Origin of the sequence: Streptomyces sp. NRRL S-455 (genome assembly GCF_000717875.1) — a bacterium.
GTDB lineage: Bacteria > Actinomycetota > Actinomycetes > Streptomycetales > Streptomycetaceae > Streptomyces.
The window spans coordinates 90,778-111,361 of record NZ_JOCT01000013.1; the positions used below are offsets into that span (position 1 = coordinate 90,778).

The window sequence follows — 20,584 nt, forward strand, 5'->3', positions numbered from 1 at the left end:
GGGTGCATGACCGAGCTCACCGACCTGACCGCCGTACGGCTCCTGGACGGGTACCGCAAGGGCGAGTGGAGTCCCGTGGAGGCGACCCGGGCGGCGCTGCAGCGGGCCGAGGCGATCCAGCCGGAGGTGAACGCCTTCGTCCGGCTGACCGCCGAGGACGCGCTGGCCGGGGCCCGGGACTCGGAGGAGCGATGGCGGCGCGGTGAGCCGCGGGGACTGCTCGACGGGGTGCCGGTCACCGTCAAGGACATCCTGCTGCTGCGGGGGGCGCCGACCCTGCGCGGCTCCAAGGCCGTGGACCCGGCGGGGCGCTGGGACGAGGACGCGCCGTCCGTGGCCCGGCTGCGGGAGCACGGGGCGGTCTTCATCGGCAAGACGACCACCCCCGAGTACGGCTGGAAGGGCGTGACGGACTCGCCGCTCAGCGGCGTGACCCGCAACCCCTGGGACCGGGCACGCACCGCGGGCGGGTCCAGCGGCGGCAGCGCGGCGGCAGTGGCGCTCGGCGCCGGCCCGCTGTCGCTGGGCACGGACGGCGGCGGCAGTGTCCGGATCCCGGCGTCGTTCTGTGGGATCTTCGCGCTGAAACCGACGTACGGGCGGGTGCCGCTGTACCCGGCGAGCGCGTTCGGCACGCTGGCGCACGTGGGGCCGATGACCCGGGACGCGGCGGACGCGGCGCTCCTCATGGACGTGATCGGCCACCCGGACTCGCGCGACTGGTCGGCGCTCGCCCCGCCGCCCGGCTCGTACACGGACGGTCTGACGGGCGGGGTGCGCGGGCTGCGGGTGGCGTACTCGCCGACGCTGGGAGGGCAGGTGGCGGTGCGGCCGGAGGTCGCGCGGGCGGTACGGCGGGCGGTGGAGCGGCTGGCGGAGCTCGGCGCGTACGTCACGGAGGCCGACCCGGACCTGACCGACCCGGTGGAGGCCTTCCACACCCTGTGGTTCAGCGGGGCGGCCCGGGTGACCGAGCATCTGGGCCCGCACCAGCGGGAGTTGCTGGACCCGGGCCTGCGGGAGATCTGCGACCGGGGCGCCCGCTACTCGGCGCTGGACTATCTGGCCGCGGTGGACGTGCGGATGGACCTGGGCCGCCGGATGGGCCGCTTCCACGACGCGTACGACCTGCTCGTCACGCCGACCATGCCGATCACGGCGTTCGAGGCGGGCGTCGAGGTACCGAAGGGTTCCGGCCACCGGCGCTGGACGGGCTGGACGCCGTTCACCTACCCGTTCAACATGACGCAGCAGCCCGCGGCGAGCGTGCCGGTCGGCGCCGACGGGGACGGTCTGCCGATCGGGCTGCAGCTCGTGGCCGCCCGGCACCGGGACGATCTGGTGCTGCGGGCGGCGCACGCGCTGTACGAGGCCGGGGTGGCGTCCGGCGGCCGGCCTAGGCCCTCCGGAAGCTGAGCGTCTCCCCCGCCGCTCCCGACCGCCACAGGTCGTTGCACGCCTCGGCCATGGCGTCCAGGCCGTCGACGACCTGGCCCCAGACGATGCCGGGAACCCAGCCGACGTCGCCGTTCAGCAACAGGTTGTTGCGCTCGTAGAACAGGGCCAGGTCGACGAGCGTGGTCCCGGCGCGGACCTCGCGGTCGTAGCCGTAGGACTTCGTCCCCAACTCCGTCCCCGCGAAGGCGAAATAACACAGATCACCCGGAATGGGGGTTACTGTCGGATTTTCCAGGGGTGGTTCGGTTTCGGCGAATGGTGGAAAAAGGGCATAGATCTCGTTGCGTGCGTACTTCGCGTGGTAGACGTCACCGGACAGCGGGAGGGCGTCCCAGACGGTCGCGCACGTGATCGGAGCACGGTCGTCGAGCAGCTTTGCCGTGCAGGTCACGTCGCGCTTGACCAGCGAGACTTCGATGTAGCGATCGGCCATCCCTCCATGGGAGTGCCCACCGCCCCCGCGGTCAAGGGGACACGGGATACGTGGGGGGCTTGAAAAGGTCGGCATAACTCCAGTGGCGTCGGGTAGCCGCGCGCCCATGGCTCCACCAAAGAGAAGCCCATTGAGAAGCGCACCGGGAAGTCCACTGAGAAGTCCGGAACCCGAACCCCAGGCCATGGCCCGGGGCGTATCCGCTCCCACACGCCGATCGCTGCTCGCGGGGGTCGCGGCGCTCGGCGCGCTGGGCGCCGCCGGATGCAGCCGGGTGGCCACCGCGTCGAGCACGGAGGGCGGCGACCTCCTCGACCGGCTCCGGGCCGCGGGAGTCGTCCGCCTCGGCATCGCCGGCGAGATCCCGTTCGGCTTCATCGACAAGAACGGCGAGCTCACCGGCGAGGCCCCGGAACTGGCCAAGGTGATCTTCAAGCGTCTCGGCGTCGACCGGGTGCAGCCCGTGCCGACCGAGTTCGGCTCGCTCATCCCGGGCCTGAACTCCCAGCAGTTCGACGTCGTCGCCGCCGGGATGTACGTCAACCCGGAGCGCTGCGAGCAGGTCATCTTCTCCGACCCGGACTACCAGATGCTCGATGCGTTCATCGTGCGCAAGGGGAACCCGAAGGGGTTGCGCAGTTACAAGGACGTCGTCGGGAAGAAGGCGAAGTTCGCCACCGGCACCGGCTACGCCGAGATCCAGTACGCCGTCGAGGCGGGGTACAAGGAGAGCGACATCCTCATCGTCCCGGACCAGGTGGCGGGTCTGAACGCGGTCGAGGCGGGCCGCGTGGACGTGTTCGCCGGTACGGCGCTCACCGTGCGCGAGGTGGTGAAGAAGTCCGCCAAGGCGGAGGCCACCGAGCCGTTCAAGCCGATCGTGGGCGGCAAGCCGCACGTCGACGGAGGCGCCTTCGCGTTCCGGCCGACCGAGACCAACCTGCGGGACGCCTTCAACGTCGAGCTGCGCAAGCTCAAGAAGAGCGGCGAGCTGTTCCGCATCCTCAAGCCCTTCGGTTTCACGGAGGCCGAGATGACGGATCTGACCGCGAAGGAGCTCTGCGGCGGATGACCTCGGGACTCTGGGAACTCGTACTCAAGGGCGTCTGGGTCACGATCCAGCTGCTCGTCTGCAGCGCGCTGCTGGCGGCCGCGGTGTCCTTCGTGGTCGGCGTCGCGCGCACCCACCGGCTGTGGATCGTCCGCTTCCTGGCGGGCTTCTACACCGAGGTGTTCCGCGGGACCTCGGCCCTGGTGATGATCTTCTGGGTGTTCTTCGTGCTGCCCCCGGCCTTCGGCTGGCAGCTCGTGCCGCTGTGGGCGGGCACCCTCGCGCTCGGCCTGACCTACGGGGCGTACGGCTCCGAGATCGTGCGCGGCGCGCTGAACGCGGTCGACCCGGCGCAGAAGGAGGGCGGGATCGCGCTCAGCTTCACGCCCTGGCAGCGGATGCGGCTGATCCTGCTGCCGCAGGCGGTGCCGGAGATGATCCCGCCGTTCTCCAACCTGCTGATCGAACTCCTCAAGGGCACCGCCCTGGTGTCGATCATGGGCATGGGTGACCTGGCGTTCAGCGGCAACCTGGTCCGCCTCGCGCTGCAGGAGAGCGCGGAGATCTACATGTACATCCTGCTGATCTACTTCGTGATCGCCTTCCTGCTCACCCGGGTGATGCGCGGGCTGGAGAAGAAGCTCAAGGCGGGCGTCGGCAAGAAGCCCGACGACAAGACCAAGGCTCCTGAGCCGGTCGTGGTGGAGGCGGTCCGATGAACTGGGACTGGAGCGCGGTCTCCGACTTCATGCCGGACTTCTGGGAAGGCCTGCTGGTCACCCTGCAGATCCTGGTGCTCGGCTCGCTGATCTCCTTCGTGCTGGGCCTGGTGTGGGCGCTGCTGATGCGGGTGCCCTCGCGGTGGGTGACCTGGCCCGTCGGGGCGGTCACGGAGTTCGTCCGCAACACGCCGCTGCTCGTGCAGCTGTTCTTCCTCTTCTACGTGCTGCCCGAGTGGGGCCTGACCTTCTCGGCGCTGACCACCGGTGTCTTCGCAATCGGGCTGCACTACTCGACCTACACCATGCAGGTCTACCGCGCCGGTATCGAGGCCGTGCCGGTCGGCCAGTGGGAGGCGGCGACGGCACTGAACCTGCCGCTGCGCCGGACGTGGACCGCGGTGATCCTGCCGCAGGCGGTGCGCCGGGTGGTGCCCGCGCTCGGCAACTACGTCATCGCGATGCTCAAGGACACGCCGATGCTGATGGCGATCACCGTCCTGGAGATGCTCGGCCACGCGCGCCTGTTCTCGCAGGAGCACTTCCAGTTCACCGAGCCGCTCACGGTGATCGGAGTGGCCTTCATCGTCATTTCCTACCTGGCCTCCCTTGCCCTGCGAGTTCTGGAGCGACGCCTTGTCCACTGACACCCTCCCCAACCCCGAGAAGAACCCGGCCAGGAGCAACGGTGAGCTGATCCGGCTGGAGCAGGTCACCAAGCGGTTCGGCGCCAACACCGTCCTGGACCACCTGGACTTCTCCGTCGACGCCGGCAAGCACGTCACCCTGATCGGGCCGTCCGGATCCGGCAAGACCACGATCCTGCGGCTGCTGATGACGCTGCTCAAGCCCGACGAGGGCACGATCACGGTCGACGGGCAGAAGCTGTTCCCGGCCTCCGACAAGGAGGTCCGCGAGGTCCGCAAGAAGATCGGGATGGTGTTCCAGCAGTTCAACCTGTTCCCGAACATGACGGTGCTGCGGAACATCACCGAGGCGCCGGTCACCGTCCTCGGCATGTCGAAGGACGAGGCGGTGGAGCGGGCCAAGGACCTGCTGGACATGGTGGGCCTGGCCGAGAAGGCCGACGCGCACCCGGCGCAGCTGTCCGGCGGTCAGCAGCAGCGGGTGGCGATCGCCCGGGCGCTGGCGATGCGGCCGCAGGTGCTGCTCCTGGACGAGGTGACCTCCGCGCTCGACCCGGAGCTGGTCGCGGGCGTGCTCGACGTCCTCAGGGACATCGCCCGCTCCACCGACATCACGATGCTCTGCGTGACCCACGAGATGAACTTCGCCCGGGACATCTCCGACCAGGTGCTGATGTTCGACTCCGGCCGGATCATCGAGGCCGGCCCGCCGGAGAAGATCTTCAGCGAGCCGGAGAAGGACCGGACGCGGGAGTTTCTCAGCGCAGTGCTCTGACTACGGCGCGTGACCAGGCATAACGCGGGGCCTGCGGACTGGGGAATGCTTCCGGCATATGCCGGAGGGCCAATGCCCCAGTCCGGGGCCCCGCGAATCTTGTCAACCCCCGCTCTCCACAAGCCCATTGCCCGCTATCGTGGAGGGGATTCGCTGTCCGGATAACGGCCCTAACAGCAAGCGCAGGGGGAGACCACCGTGGCGCTGACGCACGAGCCGACCACCCCGTACCACTCGGCCCAGGAAGCCCTGCGCGTCCTGGAGACGGTGGCGCGAAACAGTTCCGGCATCACCGACGCCGAGCTCTCCCGGCACACCGGCATCGGACGGGAGCGGTTGACCGCGCTCCTGCGCATGCTGCGCCGCGAGGGGTACGTCGAGCAGATAACCGACGGCGCGTACGTCGCGGGCGAGACCCTGGCCCGCCTCGGCTCCGCCCACCACCGCGAGCAGGCCTTGCGGGACAAGCTCCAGCGCACCCTCGACCGGCTGCGCGACTCGGTCGGCGCCGCCGTCTACATGAGCCGGTACGTCGACGGCGAGATCAGCGTCACCCAGTACGCCGACAGCCCGGCCACGCCCAAGGTCAACGAGTGGGTCGACTTCCGCTCCTCGGCCCACGCCACCGCGATCGGCAAGAGCCTGCTCACCCAGCTCGACCACGCCGGCCGCCGCGACCACCTCGCCCGGCACAAGATGGCCCGCCTCACCTCGCGCACCATCACCAGCGACCGGCTGCTGCTGTCCCGCCTGGAGGCCCAGCCGCCCACCGTGCCCGTCCTGGACCTCCAGGAGTACGCGGTCGGCACGGTCTGCGCGGCCGTCCCCATCACGGCCGGCTCCTCCGTCGGCTGCCTGGCCCTGTCCCTCCCGGTCGAGCACGCCCACCGGCTGCGCCAGGCCGCGGACGCCCTCAACCGCAACGCGGCACCGGTCCTGCTGTCCATGGCGATCTAGGTGTCCCGGCCACCGCCAGGTGGTCAGGAGCACCCCTCGGGACCGGGTAGTATTTTCCCGTCGCCCACCGCGGAACACGTTTTCGCAGGTCGGCGGGAGTCATGCGCCGCTAGCTCAGTTGGTTAGAGCAGCTGACTCTTAATCAGCGGGTCCGGGGTTCGAGTCCCTGGCGGCGCACCGGTGAAGGGCCTCTCGTGGGAGCGGGAGGCCCTTCGGCGTGTTCGGGTCCACCGGGTCGGCGGGGCGCTAGGGCAGGGAGTCGCCCACGGCGGAGAACATCGCGTACGCCACCGCCATGAAACCGAGGGCGAAGAGGATGAACGTGCCGAGGAAGGCCAGCAGACATCCCGTGCCCGCCAGGAGCTTCCCCCGCGCCGGGGGCCTGGCCGTGGCGTGCTCCGGGCGGTCCGCCGGGTAGTGCACGGTGACGATGTCACCCTCGAGGGTCGTCCCCGGGCCGCCCCCCTCCTCGAACCGGACGCCACGGCCGTCACGCGTGGTGAACTCGTAGACGTGGTGCAGAGTCGTGCGCACCGACCTGTCGCCGCCACCGCTCGTCGTGGTGTACGTCCGCAGACAGCGCGCCTCGGCGGTCAGGCCGCTGTTCCAGGCGCGGCCGAGCCGCGCGGAGCGGCGGATCACCAGGACCGCGGCAAAGGAAACGACCGCGATCATGAGCGTGGGCACGATGTAGAACAGGACTTCCATGTGCTCCCCCGAAGGCCTGCGCGGCCTTCGGTCGGCCGGCGTGAGAGGAACCTACCCACGCCGGCCGCGCCGGTGACTCAAGGGAACCTCAGAAGGTTCAGAACACGACGTCCGAGCACGCGTAGAACGCGTTGCCCGTGTCGGCGATCGTCCACACCGCGAGGATGACGTGACGGCCGCTGAGCCCGGTCGGCAGTCGGCCGCTGTGGGAGAGCGTCGACGGTGGCCGCTGGCCGTTGTACGGCACCGTGAAGAACGGGGTGAGGTTGAGGTCGGACCGGGACAGGTTGTGGTTCTGGTTCCAGCCCGGTTTGGTGACGTAGTACCGGAAGTCGGTGGTGGCGTGCATGGCCGTGAACTGCCAGCGGAACGTGTAGTTCTGGCCGCCCGTCACCCTGGTGGCGGGCCAGGCGCCGCCGGAGGGCGTCCGCGGGGCGCTGAGCTGGCTGAACTGGCCGAGCCCCGCGTTGCAGAGCTGCCCGTCGGCCGGGCCGGAGGCCGGGAATCCCTTCGGGCCCTCGACGCTCTGCGGCTCCCACTGGATGGGGCCGCAGTTGGTCACGGTGCCGTTCTGGCAGAGCTTCTGCCGGCTGATGGGGAGGTCGGTGTAGCCGTGGCCGCTGGCGCCGCCGGAGGAGAGTACGAGGGCTCCGGTCGTGGCCAGTCCCACCGCGACCGCGGACAACTTGGTCCTTGTACGCATGCTGCCGCTCCTGGAGAACGTGGGGGAGGTTCAGTGAGCTGTGCAGGTAGGTCTAGACCAAGACTGAGGGTAGGGGCGTTAGTTGAACATGTCCATACCAATCACGGGCCCGTTTCTCCCCGGCCCGCGCAGAACGCCACCGTCAGGTCCTTCACCAGCGCCTTCCGCTCGTAGTCGTCGAGTTCGACCAGGCCCCGCGTGGTCAGCCGGGTCACCGTGTCCTCCACCGAGTCGACGACCGAGGTGAGCACGCTCGCCCGGTGCTGGGCGTCCAGCGCGGCGATCCGGCGGCGGTGCATCGCGGCGGCGACCTCGGGGGCGTACTCCACCCTCAACGGCTGCACCGAGAACACCTCCAGGCCGATGGGGGCCGTTTCCGACGCCACCAGCCGGGTCAGCGCCTCGGCCGCCGCGTCCGTGGAGCCCTTCGTCCCGCCGGGCATCTCCAGCGGCACCCGGGCGAGCGCCGCCTCGACGCACTCGCGCAGGTACCTCTCGTGGTCCTCGACGCCCAGCGTGGCCCGCGCGGTGTCCCGCACCCGCCACACCACCAGCACGACGGTCCGCAGCGCCACTCCGCCTCTGTCGGCGGCGGGCACGGGCTCGCTGCGCCAGTGCCGCAGCCGGACGTCCACCCGCCGGCGCAGCCACAGCGGGTTGACCCACAGCAGGCCGGAGCGCCGGACGGTCCCCCGGTAGCGGCCGAACAGGCCGATCACCCAGGCGCGTCCGGTCCGGCCCCGGGCCAGCCCGCCGAACCCGAAGAGACCGAGCGCCCCGGCTCCCGCGTACGCCGCCCACTGCGCGGGCCCGAGCCCGGCCCCGGCGTGCGCGGGCAGCCTCAGCGCCGCCAGCACGAGCGGCGGCAGGACTCCGGCCCACCACGAGGCGGCCACGCAGCCGGCCGCTCCGCACGCCCCGGCCAGCACACCCACCGCGCCGGGCAGGACCCGGGCGGGGCGCTCCACCAGGCCGGGGTCGACCCGCGGCACCGGGCGGGGCGTCATGTCCGCCGGGCGTCCGAGGCGTGGCTGCTCCCCCGTGCCCTGCCCGCGGCCCACGACCGCCGGCTTCAGCGGTACCGGCGAAGGACAGGGGTCGTCGCGGAACAGCAGGTGGACGGGGATCTCGGTGGTGGACTCGTTCTGGATGAGCCGGGCGGGTCTGGCCGCCCCCTCGGCCGGTCCGTCGGGCTCGGACGTGTGGGAAGTGGTCGTACTCATGCCGTGCCTCCAGCCTCCGCGCCAGATGCGTCACAACGGTGGACCCCGGTACCGGGGTTCGGGCCCCCTCGGGAGGGCCTCAGGGGACTACGAGCAGAAGCGCCTCAGGGGCGCGGTCGGGGTCTACGAGAAGAGCCGCCGCCAGGTCTCCGGCCCCGGATAGCCGTTCGCCGCGCCGCCCCGCCAGCCCTGGCTGCGCTGGAAGGCCTCGACGGCCCGTCGGTCCCCCTCGCCCCACTGCGGCCCCGGCCCGTCCGGGTAGAACCGGCCGAACCCCTGGCGCACCAGCTCCGCGCCCAGCTCACTGACGTACGTGTTGACCGCACCGGGCCGGAACCACGCCCGCCCCGGATAGCCGGGAACTCCATGGGAGGAAGGCACGGGGTCGGCCGCCCCGGGCCGGATGTCCTCGCCCCTCCCCGTGACCAGCAGCTCCCAGGTGCGCGGGCCGGGCAGTCCGTCCGCCTCGGCGCCCTCCCAGCCCTGCGCCTGCTGGAAGGCCCGGGTCGCCTGCCGGGTGGCCTCCGTCCAGCGCGGTCCCGGGTCCGAGGCGTAGGCGGCACCGGCTCCGCGAGCGACCAGCATGCGGCCGAGCAGCGCGACGTACTCGTTGTTCGCGCCGGGGCCGAAATACGCCGCTCCCGGGTACGGCGTGGGAGCGGCGGCGGGAGCGCCCGGCTTCTCCACCTCGGGCCCCGGGGCCGGCTCCTGTGTGACGCCCTTGTAGCGGTAGGGGACGTACCGGTGGGAGTCGCTCTTGTAGGGGTACTTCATGGTCCGCCGGCGGGTGTGCGGGCGGATCTGCTCGTAGGCGGTGTAGGAGGTGTGCGCGGAATTCTTCCAGCCGCCGAAAATGACGACGTGCGAGCCACTGGTGGGGGCGGCCGGATTATGGAACAGCAGAATGTCGCCCGGCTGGAGCTCGTCCTTGGAAATCCGCTCGGCATAGTGGGCGAGACTGCCCGTCCATTCGTTTCCGGGCAGGTTCCAGGCCATCGAGACATAGCCGGAACAGTCCTGCCGGTAGCCGTCGGACCAGTAGGCGTACATGCTGTAGGGCACCTTCGCGGTGACCCAGGTCCTGGCCCGCTTGATGATCTCCGAGCGGGTGATCGCGGTGGGCTTGGCGCCCGCGGAAGGGCCCTTCTCGATGCTGTCGGGGCCGTGCAGCGGCGCCTTGTCGCCCTGAGGGGTGTCAGGGTCCTCACGTGCGGGAACGCCCACCCGGTGGGGTGCGTGCGGGGCGGCCGCGGCCGGTGCGGTGGGGCTCGCGCCGAGCGCGGCGGAGGCCACGGCCGCCAGGGCGAGGACCATGGGGGTCCCCGCTGCCCGGGTGGGGCCGGGTGGCCGGGTGGCCGGGTGGGCGGTGGTGCGGCCGGCCGGGGAATGCGGCAGGACACGGCGCCAGTGGACGCAGCCGGGGCAGTCACAGTCGCTCCCGGGGTCGAATTGCTCGAATACCGGAGACTCCATGCGATTCCCCTCACACTTCCGGCGGAAAATGGCAGCGTCAATGCACGTCCGGGCGGGACGCCGTAAGTTTCTCAACTGACTTCCGGACGCGCATGCTGACGGTCCGAATGATGTAACGCGGGCACCCCTGGCCGGGCCGCTCCGGGCCGGGGCGGTGGTCGGGAGCACCTCCGGGAGTCCTGTAGAGTTACGACGTCAGCAGGCGCCGCTAGCTCAGTTGGTTAGAGCAGCTGACTCTTAATCAGCGGGTCCGGGGTTCGAGTCCCTGGCGGCGCACGACAGTGAAAGGCCCTCGCGGAAGCGGGGGCCTTCTCGCGTCTCCCCCGTCTTCTCGCTCCCCCCTCTTCTCGCTTCCCGTCTGCGTCCGGGGCCCTCCCCCCACTCTGTCCGGAACCCGATGCCCGGCGCGAATGGCCGGATACCCTCTCGCCATGGCAGCGCGCGACCTCCAGGAGCGGATCAAGAAGCTCATCATCGACCGCCGGCTGGCCTCCGGGGCCCCGCTGCCGACCGAGCCCGAGCTGATGGACTACCTCGGCGCGAGCCGGAACTCGGTCCGGGAGGCGCTGAAGGCGCTCCAGGCAATGGGCATCGTGGAGATCCGGCACGGCTTCGGCACCTACGTCGGCCCGATGTCCCTGGCCCCGATGATCGAGGGCCTCGCCTTCCGTACCGTCGCCGGGCACTACCGGGGCGAGGACTCCCTGCTCCAGTTGCTGGAACTGAGGGAGGCCGTGGAGACGGGGCTCGTGTCCCGGCTCGCGGGGCGGATACCGGACGAGGATCTCGATGAACTGAACGCGCTCGTCGACCGTATGGAAGAGCAGGCCGCGCGCGGGGCCGGTCTCGCCGAGACCGACCGGGCTTTTCACGCCACCCTCTACCGGGGGCTGGACAACGTGCTGCTGAGCGAGGTCCTGGAGGCCTTCTGGGACGCCTTCCACCGGGTCCGGACGGACCTCGGGGGCGAGCCGCAGGACCCGAAGGTGACCTGCCGGCAGCACCGGGAGATCCTCGACGCGGTCCGGTCCGGCGACTCGATGCGAGCGGAGGAGGCCATAAGAGAGCACTTCGGGAACATCCGCGCCCGTCTGTCCACACCGGCTCCACAGGCCCCCCACACCCGTCACAATGAACGCGTATGACCGGTAAACACCGTGTTTCCTGCCTTGCGATCATGATGAGCGCCGTAGACCCTGGTTTTCTCGTTTTTCAAGATGCTGCGGATTCACGGCACTTGGGGGGCAATAGAACCGGTTGCCCGAAGGGCGGGGAGAGGGACCTCGTCCGTGATGCGATGCCGAGGGGGGCATCATGCAACCGGAAGGTCGCGCTGCCATGTCTATAAGGTGTGGAAGACGTGGTGACTGCGATCCACCACTGATACGTCTGTGAAGGTCGAGGGGGACCTGCCGCAGACGGAAGCAAGCGATACGAAACACGCGGCTGTCCGCGTGTGGGGGGATGACTCATGACGTCGAGGCCGACGGGCGCCCGGCAGGACCACGACCCGTCCCAGACCACGCAGCTCAGGGTGCCTGAGCACCGGATGAGCACCACGGGGACCTTCCGGCGGATCAAGAAGACCCTGCCGAGATACGACTACGAGCACTACAGCCGGCTCGCGGGTCCCCTCACCCAGCCGGATCCGAACAAGCCGTACAAGGTGCAGTACCGGTCGCTCATCTCGCAGGAGCCGCACCGGATCAGGGTCGCCCTGATGCTGGCCGCGGCTCCGGTGCTGTCCCTGGTGCTGCTGTTCTGGCTGCTCCAGCCCGAGCACTGGACCGAGCGCGACTACCCGGCCTTCGACTGGCTGCCCGCGCTCGACATGGTCATGCTCGTCTCGATCGGTCTGATCGAGTTCTTCCGCTGCATGAACGTGCTGTCGAACGCGCACGCCACGCTGGTCGCCCGCGACCCGGTCCCGGTGGTGCCCGAGACCGGCACCAGAGTCGCCTTCCTCACCTCCTTCGTGCCCGGCAAGGAACCGCTGGAGATGGTGACGAAGACCCTGGAGGCGGCCGTGAAGATCCGCCACCGGGGCCTGATGCACGTCTGGCTGCTCGACGAGGGCGACGACCCCGAGGTGAAGGCGGTCTGCGAACGCCTGGGCGTGCACCACTTCTCCCGCAAGGGCGTCGCCAAGTGGAACCAGGACAAGGGCCCGCACCGCGCCAAGACCAAGCACGGCAACTACAACGCCTGGCTGGAGGCGCACGGCGACGACTACGACTTCTTCGCCTCGGTCGACACCGACCACGTGCCGCTGCCCAACTACCTGGAGCGGATGCTCGGCTTCTTCCGCGACCCGGACGTGGGCTTCGTCATCGGCCCGCAGGTCTACGGCAACTACGACTCGTTCGTCACCAAGGCCGCCGAGTCGCAGCAGTTCCTCTTCCACGCGCTGATCCAGCGCGCGGGCAACCGCTACGGCGCCCCCATGTTCGTCGGCACCTCCAACGCCGTGCGCATCAAGGCGCTGAAGCAGATCGGCGGTCTGTACGACTCGATCACCGAGGACATGGCGACCGGCTTCGAGATGCACCGCCACAAGAACCCGGCGACGGGCAACAAGTGGCGCTCCGTCTACACCCCGGACGTGCTCGCCGTCGGTGAGGGACCCAGCGCCTGGACGGACTTCTTCACCCAGCAGATGCGCTGGTCGCGAGGAACGTACGAGACGATCCTCAAGCAGTACTGGAAGGGCTGGTACTCGCTGCCGCCGAGCAAGCTCTTCAACTACACGATGATGATCATCTTCTATCCGATGTCGGCCCTGAACTGGATCCTGGCGGCGCTGAGCTGCTGCCTGTTCCTGGGCCTGGGCGCCTCGGGTGTGAACATCGACCCGGCGGTCTGGCTGATGCTCTACGGCAACGCCTCCGCCCTGCAGATCGGCCTGTACGTCTGGAACCGCCGGCACAACGTCTCGCCGCACGAGCCGGAGGGCTCCGGCGGTGTGGCCGGCATGGTGATGTCCGCGCTGTCGGCGCCGCTGTACGCGAAGGCGCTGATCGACTCCGTGCTGCGGCGCAAGAGCAAGTTCGTGGTCACGCCCAAGGGCGACTCGGCGAGCCCCGACCGCTGGTTCGGGACGTTCCGCTACCACTGGTACTTCATCCTGATCTTCGGCGGATCGATCGCGGCCGGCTTCGTCTACGGCCACTCCCACCCCGCGATGATCATCTGGGCGACGTTCGCCATGCTGATCACGGCCACGCCGATCTTCGCGTGGCGCTGGCAGATGAAGCAGGACGCGAAGAAGCCCTCCGCCCCCGGCGGGGGCGAGCCGCAGGATTCTGCGGGCCCGAACCGGACGCAGCCGCTGCCCGTCCCGCAGCAGCAGGCGCCGCACGCCCCGCAGCAGAAGCCCAGTTGGGCCGCCGCCCCGGGCGGAAACGGGGAGGTCGGAGGATCCGACCAGACCATGCAGATCGCCCTTGGTGGACTTGGGGGACGTAAGGAATGAACGACCGTGCAGGCCGCCGCCGGGCCCGTCGACTCGCGATCGGCACGGCGGTGGTACTCGCGCTGGCCGGGATGAACGGGCCGTGGCTCTACCGCTTCGGCACCGAGAAATACCACCAGTACAAGATCAACCAGCCGGAGTACAAGGCCGCGAACGGCAAGTGGGAGATCATCGAGTTTCCCGAGGAGTACCGGCAGAACACCATCCACGCGGCGCTGCTGCGCACCGGCAAGGTGCTGCTCGTCGCGGGCTCGGGCAACAACCAGGACAACTTCGACGCGAAGAAGTTCGACACCCGGATCTGGGACCCGGTCAAGGGCACCATCAAGAAGGTCCCGACGCCCAGCGACCTGTTCTGCACCGGCCACACCCAGCTCGCCAACGGCAACCTGCTGATCGCGGGCGGCACCAAGCGGTACGAGAAGCTCAAGGGTGACGTCACCAAGGCCGGCGGCCTGATGATCGTCCACAACGAGAACCCGGACAAGCCGATCACCCTGCCCGCGGGCACCAGGTTCACCGGCAAGGAGAACGGCAAGACCTTCGTCTCGAAGGACCCGGTGCTCGTGCCGCGCGCGAAGAAGGTCTTCGACAAGGCGACGGGCAGGTTCCTGCGCAACGACCCCGGCCTCGGCCGGATCTACGTCGAGGCGCAGAAGCGCGGGGCGAAGTACGAGACGGGCACGCAGGACAACTACCGCGTGCACGGCCTGAAGGGCGACGACGCGCGCAACACCTACGGCATCGCGCAGAAACTCGCCCTCGACAAGAAGGACTTCCAGGGCATCCGGGACGCCTTCGAGTTCGACCCCGTGGCCGAGAAGTACATCAAGGTCGACCCGATGAAGGAGGCCCGCTGGTATCCGACGCTCACCACCCTGAGCGACGGGAAGATCCTCAGCGTCTCCGGCCTCGACGACATCGGCCAGCTGGTCCCGGGCAAGAACGAGATCTTCGACCCGAAGACCAAGAAGTGGACCTACACCGACAAGGTCCGGCAGTTCCCGACCTACCCGGCGCTGTTCCTCATGCAGAACGGCAAGGTCTTCTACTCGGGTTCCAACGCGGGCTACGGGCCGGACGACGTCGGCCGTGACCCGGGCGTGTGGGACGTGGACACCAACAAGTTCACGAAGATCCCCGGGCTCAGCGACCCGAAGCTGATGGAGACGTCCGGCACGGTGCTGCTGCCGCCCGCGCAGGACGAGAAGTACATGGTGATCGGCGGCGGTGGCGTCGGCGAGTCCAAGCAGTCCAGCGAGAAGACCCGGATCGTCGACCTGAAGGACGACGACCCGCGCTTCGTGGACGGCCCGTCCCTGGACAAGGGCACGCGCTACCCGAACGCCTCGATCCTGCCCGACGACAGCGTGCTGATCTCCGGCGGCTCGGAGGACTACCGCGGCCGCAGCGACTCCAACATCTTCGAGGCGCGGCTGTACGACGCGGAGAAGAACGACCTCCGCCGGGTCGCCGACCCGCTGGTGGGCCGCAACTACCACTCCGGGTCGATCCTGCTGCCCGACGGCCGCGTGATGTTCTTCGGCTCCGACTCGCTCTACGGCGACAAGGCCAACACCAAGCCGGGCGAGTTCGAGCAGCGCATCGAGATCTACACGCCGCCGTACCTGTACGGCGACGGGGACCAGCCCTCGCTGTCGGGCGGTCCGCAGACCATCGAGCGCGGCGAGAAGGGCACGTTCACGTCGTCCGACGCGAACCGGATAAAGAAGGTCCGGCTGATCCGGCCGAGCGCCGCCACGCACGTCACGGACGTCGACCAGCGGTCCATCGCGCTCGACTTCAAGGCGGACGGCGACAAGCTGACCGTGACCATGCCGGAGAACCGGAACCTGGTCCAGGCGGGCTGGTACATGCTGTTCGTGACGGACGACAAGGGCACGCCGAGCAAGGCTCAGTGGGTCAAGGTGCCGTAGACACCGGCTGGTCGACCGGCTGATCGGGGCGCTCTCCGGCAGGGAGGGCGCCCCTTCGGCCTGTCGGGACTTCCCGGGTTTCCAGGACTTCCCGGGGTTCCCGGACCTCTAGGAAGTCGCCTTCGCCAGCTTCAGCGCGTAGTCCGCCCACCACTGCCCCGCCTTGGGGCCGCCCTTGCACTCGCCGTCCGACTCGCCCGGCCGCTTGACCCACAGGTACGCGTCGACCAGCGGGTCCGCCGTCTTCGTCGTCGGCGTCTCGCCCAGCGCGCGGCCCGGCGGGTTGCACCAGCGCTCGTCGGGGTTGCCGCCGGTGTAGGGGCCCTTGCCGTTGCGGCTGGTGTCGATGACGAAGTGCTTGCCGCCGACCTTGGCGGAGAGCTGCTTGCCGTAGGAGATGGAGTCCTCGGTGGAGTAGAAGTTGGAGACGTTGACGGAGAAGCCGTCGGCCTGGGCGATGCCCGCGCGGTTCAGAGGTTCGAAGATCTGGTCCGGGTTCTGCCAGCCGGCGTTGCCCGCGTCGAGGTAGACCTTCGTGTTCTTCAGCGACTTCAGCTTGGTGACGGCGCCCTTGAGGAGGTCGTAGCGCTCCTCGTGGAACTGCTCCGGCGTGCAGCCGTCCACGAGGTGGAGCAGGGCGTCCGGTTCCAGGATGACCGTGGCCGGACGGTCGCCGATGCCCGCCGCCACGCCGTCGAGCCACTCGCGGTAGGCGTTGCCGTCGGCGGCGCCGCCCTGTGAGTACTGGCCGCAGTCGCGGTGCGGGATGTTGTAGAGGACGAGCAGCGCCGTACGCCCGGCCTTTTCCGCGGCCTCGGTGAGGCCTCGGGTCTGCTCCTGCGGATTGTCCGGGCCGATCCACTCGGCGACCGGCTGCTCGGCTATCTTGCGGATCTGCTCGGCGTCCTGCTTCTTGCCGGACTTCTCCAGGTTCACGAGCTGCTGGGCCGCGGTGCCTTCCGGGTTGACCCAGAACGGGGCGGTCTCCTTGGGCTGCTGCGTGATCCCGGCGCCCGCGTCGCCGCCCTTGTCCGATCCGCCCTCTCCGCCGGACGAACACCCCGTGACCAGCAGCGCCGCCCCCAGCACCACTGCGGACACCCGCCTCGCGGCGAACGCCCCGGCCCCCCTGCTGCCGTACATCCAACTCCCCCTTGGGTGCAGCCGTTCCAAGGCTCAATCCTGACATACGTCCCGTGCCCCCCGAGGCCGAACTCCAGCCGAGCGATGACACAGAGCCACCGTGCGAGAACTTGGCGTTATTCGACCTCTAGGCCCGGCCGGTCCTTTGCATCTAAAGTTTCCTGCGCGGCGCCCGGCCTCCGGCCAGAGTCTCACCCGCCGTGGCTCCTGCCGCCTCCCGCGCGGCTCGCCGGGCTACTCCCGCAGCCCGTGCGCGCGGTCGAGGACCAGCCCGGTCGGCGACCTCAGGGGGAGCGGGTCGCCGACCGGGTCAGGTGGGCCCCGGATGTACTAGGGGCCGCCGGTTCCGGTCAGATACGCCGACACCACCACGTTCGCCGTGTAGCTGCGGGTCGTACGGTCGTAGCTGCCGCCGCAGGTGACCAGGCGCAGCTCGGCCCGGCCCGACTCGCGGGGGCCGTAGGCCTGGTGGGCGTCGAAGCGGTCGCGGGTGAGGATCTGGACGGACTCGACGGTGAACTCGGCGACCTTGGCGTCGGCCCGGACCACCCGGATCGTCTGGCCGGGCCGCATGGCACTGACCTTGAAGAAGACGGCGGGCCGGGACCGGGTGTCGACGTGACCGACCATCAGCGCGGTCCCCGGCGCCCCGGGCGCGACCCCGTCCGCGTACCAGCCGACCACGCCCGGCTGGTCGTACGGCGGCGGATCGAGCGCCCCGCGTTCGTCCAGGCCGCGCCCCACGACGGGTGCCTGGACACCCAGCCCGGGGATGTCGACGCGCTGCGGCGGCGCGTCGCCGATCGGTCGGTGCGCGGGCGGCAGTTTCACGTCCGGTGGCCGTCCGGCAGCCGCCATGTCGCCCGTGGTGGGCGCGGAGATGCCGTGCCGTACGTCGGTGACCTCACGGCCCCAGAGCCACAGCCCGAGCAGCAGCACCACCCAGGCCACGCCGGCCAGCAGGCGGCCGGTGCCGGAGCGTCCCGTGATCTGATCCTGAACCTGATCCTGGTCCGACATGTCAGTCCGTTCCACGGCTCCGGCGCCGGACAGCGCTCAGCGCGACGACCACGGCGGCGATTCCCGCGAGAACCAGGCCGGTCACTCCCTGGGCCGCACCGGGGCCGGCCCCGCGGCCCGCCGCCGTGACGAGGTCCGCCGCGCCACCGCCACCGGCCTCGACCGGGGCGACGGGAGAGGTGTGCGGAGCAGGCCGCCGGGCGGCGGACGACTGCCCGTCCTCTCCGGGCGCGGCCGACTGCCCGTCCTCTTCTTCCACGGACGACCGACCGTCGCCGTCCTCCGCGGGTGACTGACCGTCCGCTTCCCCCGCCGTCGATTGCCCGTCGGTGTGGGGCACGGGTGACCGCCCACCGCCCTCGGGCACAGGCGGCTGTCCGCCCGTGCCCGGCGCGGGGGGCTGCCCCGCCTCTGCGCCCGGCGCGGATGACCGGCCGGCCGTCCCGTGCGCGGGCGGCTGCCCCGAAGCCCCGGGAGCGGTCCCTGCCCGCGGCCGCCCTTCACCCGCCCGGACGGTGAACGTACCGGTCCGTTCGGCGGCCCCGCAGGTGACCTTCACCGCGTACGTCCCCGGCTCGAGTGTGGAGCGGACCCGGCTGTCGCCGGTGAGGCCGGCGTCGGTGACGGTGAGCCGCGCGTCCGCGACGAACGCCGTCGACGCGGCGACGGCCGTCCGCTCCGCACAGCCGGTCACGCGGAGCGTGACGTCACTGCCGGGTGCGGGGGACGCCGGGATCACCGAGACGCTCCCGGCCTCACCCGCGTACGCCGCCGGGGCGAGAGCGGCTGCGCCCCCTGCGACCGCGACCAGGACACCCGAACAGACAGTGACTTTCAGCGAACCCATCGTGAACCTCCAGATACCTGGAGCCTCCCCCGCACGGTGGGCCCGCGCATCCTCGGGGACGCGGCGGCTGCTCCGTTCGGGTGGCGACGGGTTTGACTGCGGTCCGGGCGCCTTTCGCGACGTCAGACCCGGTCGACGAGGTCCGCGATCGAGTCCACGACCTGCGACGGCCGGTACGGGAAGCCCTCCACCTGCTCGGGCTTGGTCAGGCCGGTGAGCACCAGGAACGTCTGCATTCCGGCCTCCATGCCGGCCAGCACGTCGGTGTCCATCCGGTCGCCGATCATCGCGCTGGTCTCGGAGTGCGCCCCGATGGCGTTCAGCCCGGTGCGCATCATCAGCGGGTTCGGCTTGCCGGCGAAGTACGGCTTCCTGCCGGTCGCCTGGGTGATCAGCGCGGCCACCGCGCCGGTCGCGGGCAGCGGGCCCTCGGTGGACGGGCCGGTCTCGTCGGGGTTGGTGCAGATGAAGCGGGCGCCGCCGAGGATGAGCCGCACCGCCTTCGTCATGGCCTCGAAGGAGTAGGTGCGGGTCTCGCCGAGGACGACGTAGTCCGGCTCGTGGTCGGTCAGGACGTAGCCGATGTCGTGCAGCGCGGTGGTGAGGCCCGCCTCGCCGATGACGTACGCGGATCCGCCCGGCCGCTGGTCGTCCAGGAACTGGGCCGTGGCCAGGGCCGACGTCCAGATGCTCTCGATCGGCACCTCGAGGCCCAGGCGGCGCAGCCGGGCGTGCAGGTCGCGCGGGGTGTACATCGAGTTGTTGGTGAGGACCAGGAAGGGCTTCCCGGACTCGCGCAGCTTCTTGATGAAGGCGTCGGCGCCGGGGATCGGTACGCCCTCGTGGATGAGCACCCCGTCCATGTCGGTGAGCCACGACTCGATGGGCTTGCGGTCTGCCATGTGCGGGATCTCCTGCCGTACGCGGTCCAGCGTGCGCCTTGGGGGTGCCAGGCAGCCCCCAGCCTAAACAGTGGCCGGATCTTGCGGAACGGTCGGATCCCGGCGTCCCGAGGGGCGGGACGGCCATCGTGTCAGCGTCGGCGGCGTGCGAGGAGCAGGGCCCCGCCTCCGGTGAGGAGCATGGCGGCGGCGGTCGCGGCGACCTTGGCGCCGGCTCCGGTGCGGGCGAGTTCCTCGGCGAACGGGAACCGGTCCTCGCGGGGCGGGACGGTGGACTCGGACTCCGGCACGGTGGTGTCGGGCTGCGGGACGGTGGTGTCGGGTCGCGGCTCGGTGGTGTCGGGCTGCGGCTCGGTGGCATCGGGGTCCGGCTGGGTGTCGGTGCCGTCGTCGTCGCCTGTCTCGCCACCGTCGTCCGGCCCACCGCCATCGATGCCGAACCGGTAGTCGTTGGACTGCCCGACCCACTCGCCGTCGTCGTCGTGGCGTTGTACGACGGCGGCGTTGGCGGTGACCTCGTTGGGTACGGCGTCCGAGGTGACCGCGAGCCGCACCTTGACGGTGACGGTCTTCCCCGGCCCGACGGTGAACCCGGCGAACCGGCCCTCGTCATCGGCCAGCGCCCCGACGAGCTCGTCCTCAGTGGTCTTCTCGAACCGCACGGGGTGGGACCGGGTCCCCTCGAAGAACTCCAGCCGTGGCTGGGACGGCTCCAGCGCCCGTTTGTCGTCGACGAGCACCACGATGGGGTGGATGCGGGTGCAGGGCCGGTCGGTCGTGTTGGTCAGATCGACGTACCAGGTCCCGAATCCGCCCCCGGCCGCGTAGGAGTCCGGCCCGCCGTGGATGCGGGTGGTGACCGGGAAGGTGTGGTCGTCGGGCGCGGCGCAGGCGGGCGCCGGGTCGTCCGCGTAGGCCGGGTGGGCACCGGTGAGCAGGACGGCGGCTGCCGCCGCCAGGCCGAGGGGAGCGGGCGTGCAGAGTCGCATGGAGATGTGACCTAGCCGGATGAGGGCGTTCGCTAGCCGACCCGCCCGGAACGGCCCCCGAACGGCGGCGCGGATCCGCCCGGTCGGCGGACAACCGGGCCTGTCGACGCGGTCGCCCCGGGGCCTT

At 70.3% G+C, this 20,584-nt stretch carries 19 protein-coding genes and 2 tRNA genes; 11 read left to right on the forward strand and 10 right to left on the reverse strand.

The features are described 5' to 3' along the window. The first annotated feature begins 6 nt into the window (after window positions 1-6). Window positions 7-1,416, forward strand: coding sequence for an amidase (locus IE97_RS0118855; protein ID WP_030241419.1), 1,410 nt, complete (start codon window positions 7-9; stop codon window positions 1,414-1,416). On the opposite strand, the gene IE97_RS0118860 is transcribed toward IE97_RS0118855, so the two are convergent. Then, on the reverse strand, window positions 1,397-1,891 hold the full coding sequence (locus IE97_RS0118860) for a DUF3830 family protein (protein WP_030241422.1): 495 nt from the start codon (window positions 1,889-1,891) through the stop codon (window positions 1,397-1,399). The genes IE97_RS0118855 and IE97_RS0118860 overlap by 20 nt on opposite strands. Window positions 1,892-2,075: 184 nt before the next feature. On the opposite strand from IE97_RS0118860, the gene ehuB reads away from it, so the two are divergent. The 6 genes from ehuB to IE97_RS0118890 all read left to right on the forward strand — a co-directional run bounded on the left by ehuB (window position 2,076) and on the right by IE97_RS0118890 (window position 6,217). Continuing rightward, the gene (gene ehuB, locus IE97_RS0118865; RefSeq protein WP_030241425.1) at window positions 2,076-2,963 is read left to right on the forward strand and encodes an ectoine/hydroxyectoine ABC transporter substrate-binding protein EhuB; all 888 of its coding nucleotides are present in this window, start codon (window positions 2,076-2,078) and stop codon (window positions 2,961-2,963) included. Beyond that, a complete protein-coding gene (gene ehuC / locus IE97_RS0118870) occupies window positions 2,960-3,661 on the forward strand; it encodes an ectoine/hydroxyectoine ABC transporter permease subunit EhuC (protein ID WP_030241429.1) in 702 nt (233 codons plus the stop codon). The genes ehuB and ehuC overlap by 4 nt, the downstream gene beginning before the upstream one ends. Then, entirely contained in the window at window positions 3,658-4,308 is a 651-nt protein-coding gene (gene ehuD, locus IE97_RS0118875) for an ectoine/hydroxyectoine ABC transporter permease subunit EhuD (protein ID WP_030241432.1), read from the forward strand. The genes ehuC and ehuD overlap by 4 nt, the downstream gene beginning before the upstream one ends. After that, the gene (gene ehuA / locus IE97_RS0118880; protein WP_030241436.1) at window positions 4,298-5,083 is read left to right on the forward strand and encodes an ectoine/hydroxyectoine ABC transporter ATP-binding protein EhuA; all 786 of its coding nucleotides are present in this window, start codon (window positions 4,298-4,300) and stop codon (window positions 5,081-5,083) included. Before ehuD ends, ehuA begins: the two co-directional genes overlap by 11 nt. A 198-nt stretch (window positions 5,084-5,281) precedes the next feature. Next, entirely contained in the window at window positions 5,282-6,040 is a 759-nt protein-coding gene (locus IE97_RS0118885) for an IclR family transcriptional regulator (protein WP_030241439.1), read from the forward strand. A 103-nt stretch (window positions 6,041-6,143) separates the two neighbouring features. Next, window positions 6,144-6,217, forward strand: a tRNA-Lys gene (locus IE97_RS0118890). A 69-nt stretch (window positions 6,218-6,286) separates the two neighbouring features. Here IE97_RS0118890 and IE97_RS0118895 read toward each other — a convergent pair. The 4 genes from IE97_RS0118895 to IE97_RS0118910 form a co-directional block, all read right to left on the reverse strand. Continuing rightward, window positions 6,287-6,748 carry a DUF3592 domain-containing protein gene (locus IE97_RS0118895; RefSeq protein ID WP_030241444.1) on the reverse strand — a complete coding sequence of 154 codons (462 nt, stop codon included), beginning with the start codon at window positions 6,746-6,748 and terminating at the stop codon, window positions 6,287-6,289. Between the two features lie 97 nt (window positions 6,749-6,845). Continuing rightward, window positions 6,846-7,451 carry a lytic polysaccharide monooxygenase auxiliary activity family 9 protein gene (locus tag IE97_RS0118900; RefSeq protein ID WP_030241448.1) on the reverse strand — a complete coding sequence of 202 codons (606 nt, stop codon included), beginning with the start codon at window positions 7,449-7,451 and terminating at the stop codon, window positions 6,846-6,848. A 101-nt stretch (window positions 7,452-7,552) separates the two neighbouring features. After that, window positions 7,553-8,674 carry an SPFH domain-containing protein gene (locus tag IE97_RS0118905; protein WP_030241453.1) on the reverse strand — a complete coding sequence of 374 codons (1,122 nt, stop codon included), beginning with the start codon at window positions 8,672-8,674 and terminating at the stop codon, window positions 7,553-7,555. Window positions 8,675-8,797: 123 nt separating this feature from the next. Next, on the reverse strand, window positions 8,798-10,147 hold the full coding sequence (locus IE97_RS0118910; RefSeq protein WP_030241457.1) for a peptidoglycan-binding protein: 1,350 nt from the start codon (window positions 10,145-10,147) through the stop codon (window positions 8,798-8,800). 202 nt (window positions 10,148-10,349) lie between these two features. Here IE97_RS0118910 and IE97_RS0118915 point away from each other — a divergent pair. The 4 genes from IE97_RS0118915 (at window position 10,350) to IE97_RS0118930 (ending at window position 15,556) form a co-directional block, all read left to right on the forward strand. Then, window positions 10,350-10,423: transfer RNA gene (locus IE97_RS0118915), tRNA-Lys, on the forward strand. Between the two features lie 155 nt (window positions 10,424-10,578). Next, a complete protein-coding gene (locus IE97_RS0118920) occupies window positions 10,579-11,292 on the forward strand; it encodes a FadR/GntR family transcriptional regulator (RefSeq protein WP_030241460.1) in 714 nt (237 codons plus the stop codon). A 326-nt stretch (window positions 11,293-11,618) separates the two neighbouring features. Beyond that, the gene (locus IE97_RS0118925) at window positions 11,619-13,619 is read left to right on the forward strand and encodes a glycosyltransferase family 2 protein (protein WP_030241464.1); all 2,001 of its coding nucleotides are present in this window, start codon (window positions 11,619-11,621) and stop codon (window positions 13,617-13,619) included. Continuing rightward, window positions 13,616-15,556, forward strand: coding sequence for a kelch motif-containing protein (locus IE97_RS0118930; protein ID WP_030241465.1), 1,941 nt, complete (start codon window positions 13,616-13,618; stop codon window positions 15,554-15,556). The genes IE97_RS0118925 and IE97_RS0118930 overlap by 4 nt, the downstream gene beginning before the upstream one ends. Before the next feature lie 108 nt (window positions 15,557-15,664). Here IE97_RS0118930 and IE97_RS0118935 read toward each other — a convergent pair whose 3' ends face one another. From IE97_RS0118935 to IE97_RS0118955, 5 genes are all read right to left on the reverse strand, one after another. Further along, complete coding sequence (locus IE97_RS0118935) at window positions 15,665-16,699, reverse strand: glycoside hydrolase family 6 protein (protein WP_030241467.1); 1,035 nt, start codon at window positions 16,697-16,699, stop codon at window positions 15,665-15,667. Window positions 16,700-17,029: 330 nt separating this feature from the next. Then, entirely contained in the window at window positions 17,030-17,719 is a 690-nt protein-coding gene (locus tag IE97_RS0118940) for a class F sortase (protein ID WP_030241470.1), read from the reverse strand. Window position 17,720: 1 nt separating this feature from the next. Then, window positions 17,721-18,566: a hypothetical protein gene (locus IE97_RS0118945; RefSeq protein WP_030241473.1), complete on the reverse strand. Its 846-nt coding sequence runs from the start codon at window positions 18,564-18,566 to the stop codon at window positions 17,721-17,723. 122 nt (window positions 18,567-18,688) lie between these two features. Then, entirely contained in the window at window positions 18,689-19,468 is a 780-nt protein-coding gene (locus IE97_RS0118950) for an HAD-IIA family hydrolase (protein WP_030241475.1), read from the reverse strand. 131 nt (window positions 19,469-19,599) lie between these two features. Continuing rightward, a complete protein-coding gene (locus IE97_RS0118955; RefSeq protein WP_051705034.1) occupies window positions 19,600-20,457 on the reverse strand; it encodes a hypothetical protein in 858 nt (285 codons plus the stop codon). Window positions 20,458-20,584: the final 127 nt, after the last annotated feature.

Coding starts and splice junctions, on each gene's coding strand:
- IE97_RS0118855 (WP_030241419.1), top strand. CDS start 7: ATGACCGAGCTCACCGACCTGACCGCCGTACGGCTCCTGGACGGGTAC.
- IE97_RS0118860 (WP_030241422.1), bottom strand. CDS start 1,891: ATGGCCGATCGCTACATCGAAGTCTCGCTGGTCAAGCGCGACGTGACC.
- ehuB (WP_030241425.1), top strand. CDS start 2,076: ATGGCCCGGGGCGTATCCGCTCCCACACGCCGATCGCTGCTCGCGGGG.
- ehuC (WP_030241429.1), top strand. CDS start 2,960: ATGACCTCGGGACTCTGGGAACTCGTACTCAAGGGCGTCTGGGTCACG.
- ehuD (WP_030241432.1), top strand. CDS start 3,658: ATGAACTGGGACTGGAGCGCGGTCTCCGACTTCATGCCGGACTTCTGG.
- IE97_RS0118895 (WP_030241444.1), bottom strand. CDS start 6,748: ATGGAAGTCCTGTTCTACATCGTGCCCACGCTCATGATCGCGGTCGTT.
- IE97_RS0118900 (WP_030241448.1), bottom strand. CDS start 7,451: ATGCGTACAAGGACCAAGTTGTCCGCGGTCGCGGTGGGACTGGCCACG.
- IE97_RS0118905 (WP_030241453.1), bottom strand. CDS start 8,674: ATGAGTACGACCACTTCCCACACGTCCGAGCCCGACGGACCGGCCGAG.
- IE97_RS0118910 (WP_030241457.1), bottom strand. CDS start 10,147: ATGGAGTCTCCGGTATTCGAGCAATTCGACCCCGGGAGCGACTGTGAC.
- IE97_RS0118920 (WP_030241460.1), top strand. CDS start 10,579: ATGGCAGCGCGCGACCTCCAGGAGCGGATCAAGAAGCTCATCATCGAC.
- IE97_RS0118925 (WP_030241464.1), top strand. CDS start 11,619: ATGACGTCGAGGCCGACGGGCGCCCGGCAGGACCACGACCCGTCCCAG.
- IE97_RS0118930 (WP_030241465.1), top strand. CDS start 13,616: ATGAACGACCGTGCAGGCCGCCGCCGGGCCCGTCGACTCGCGATCGGC.
- IE97_RS0118935 (WP_030241467.1), bottom strand. CDS start 16,699: ATGTACGGCAGCAGGGGGGCCGGGGCGTTCGCCGCGAGGCGGGTGTCC.
- IE97_RS0118940 (WP_030241470.1), bottom strand. CDS start 17,719: ATGTCGGACCAGGATCAGGTTCAGGATCAGATCACGGGACGCTCCGGC.
- IE97_RS0118945 (WP_030241473.1), bottom strand. CDS start 18,566: ATGGGTTCGCTGAAAGTCACTGTCTGTTCGGGTGTCCTGGTCGCGGTC.
- IE97_RS0118950 (WP_030241475.1), bottom strand. CDS start 19,468: ATGGCAGACCGCAAGCCCATCGAGTCGTGGCTCACCGACATGGACGGG.
- IE97_RS0118955 (WP_051705034.1), bottom strand. CDS start 20,457: ATGCGACTCTGCACGCCCGCTCCCCTCGGCCTGGCGGCGGCAGCCGCC.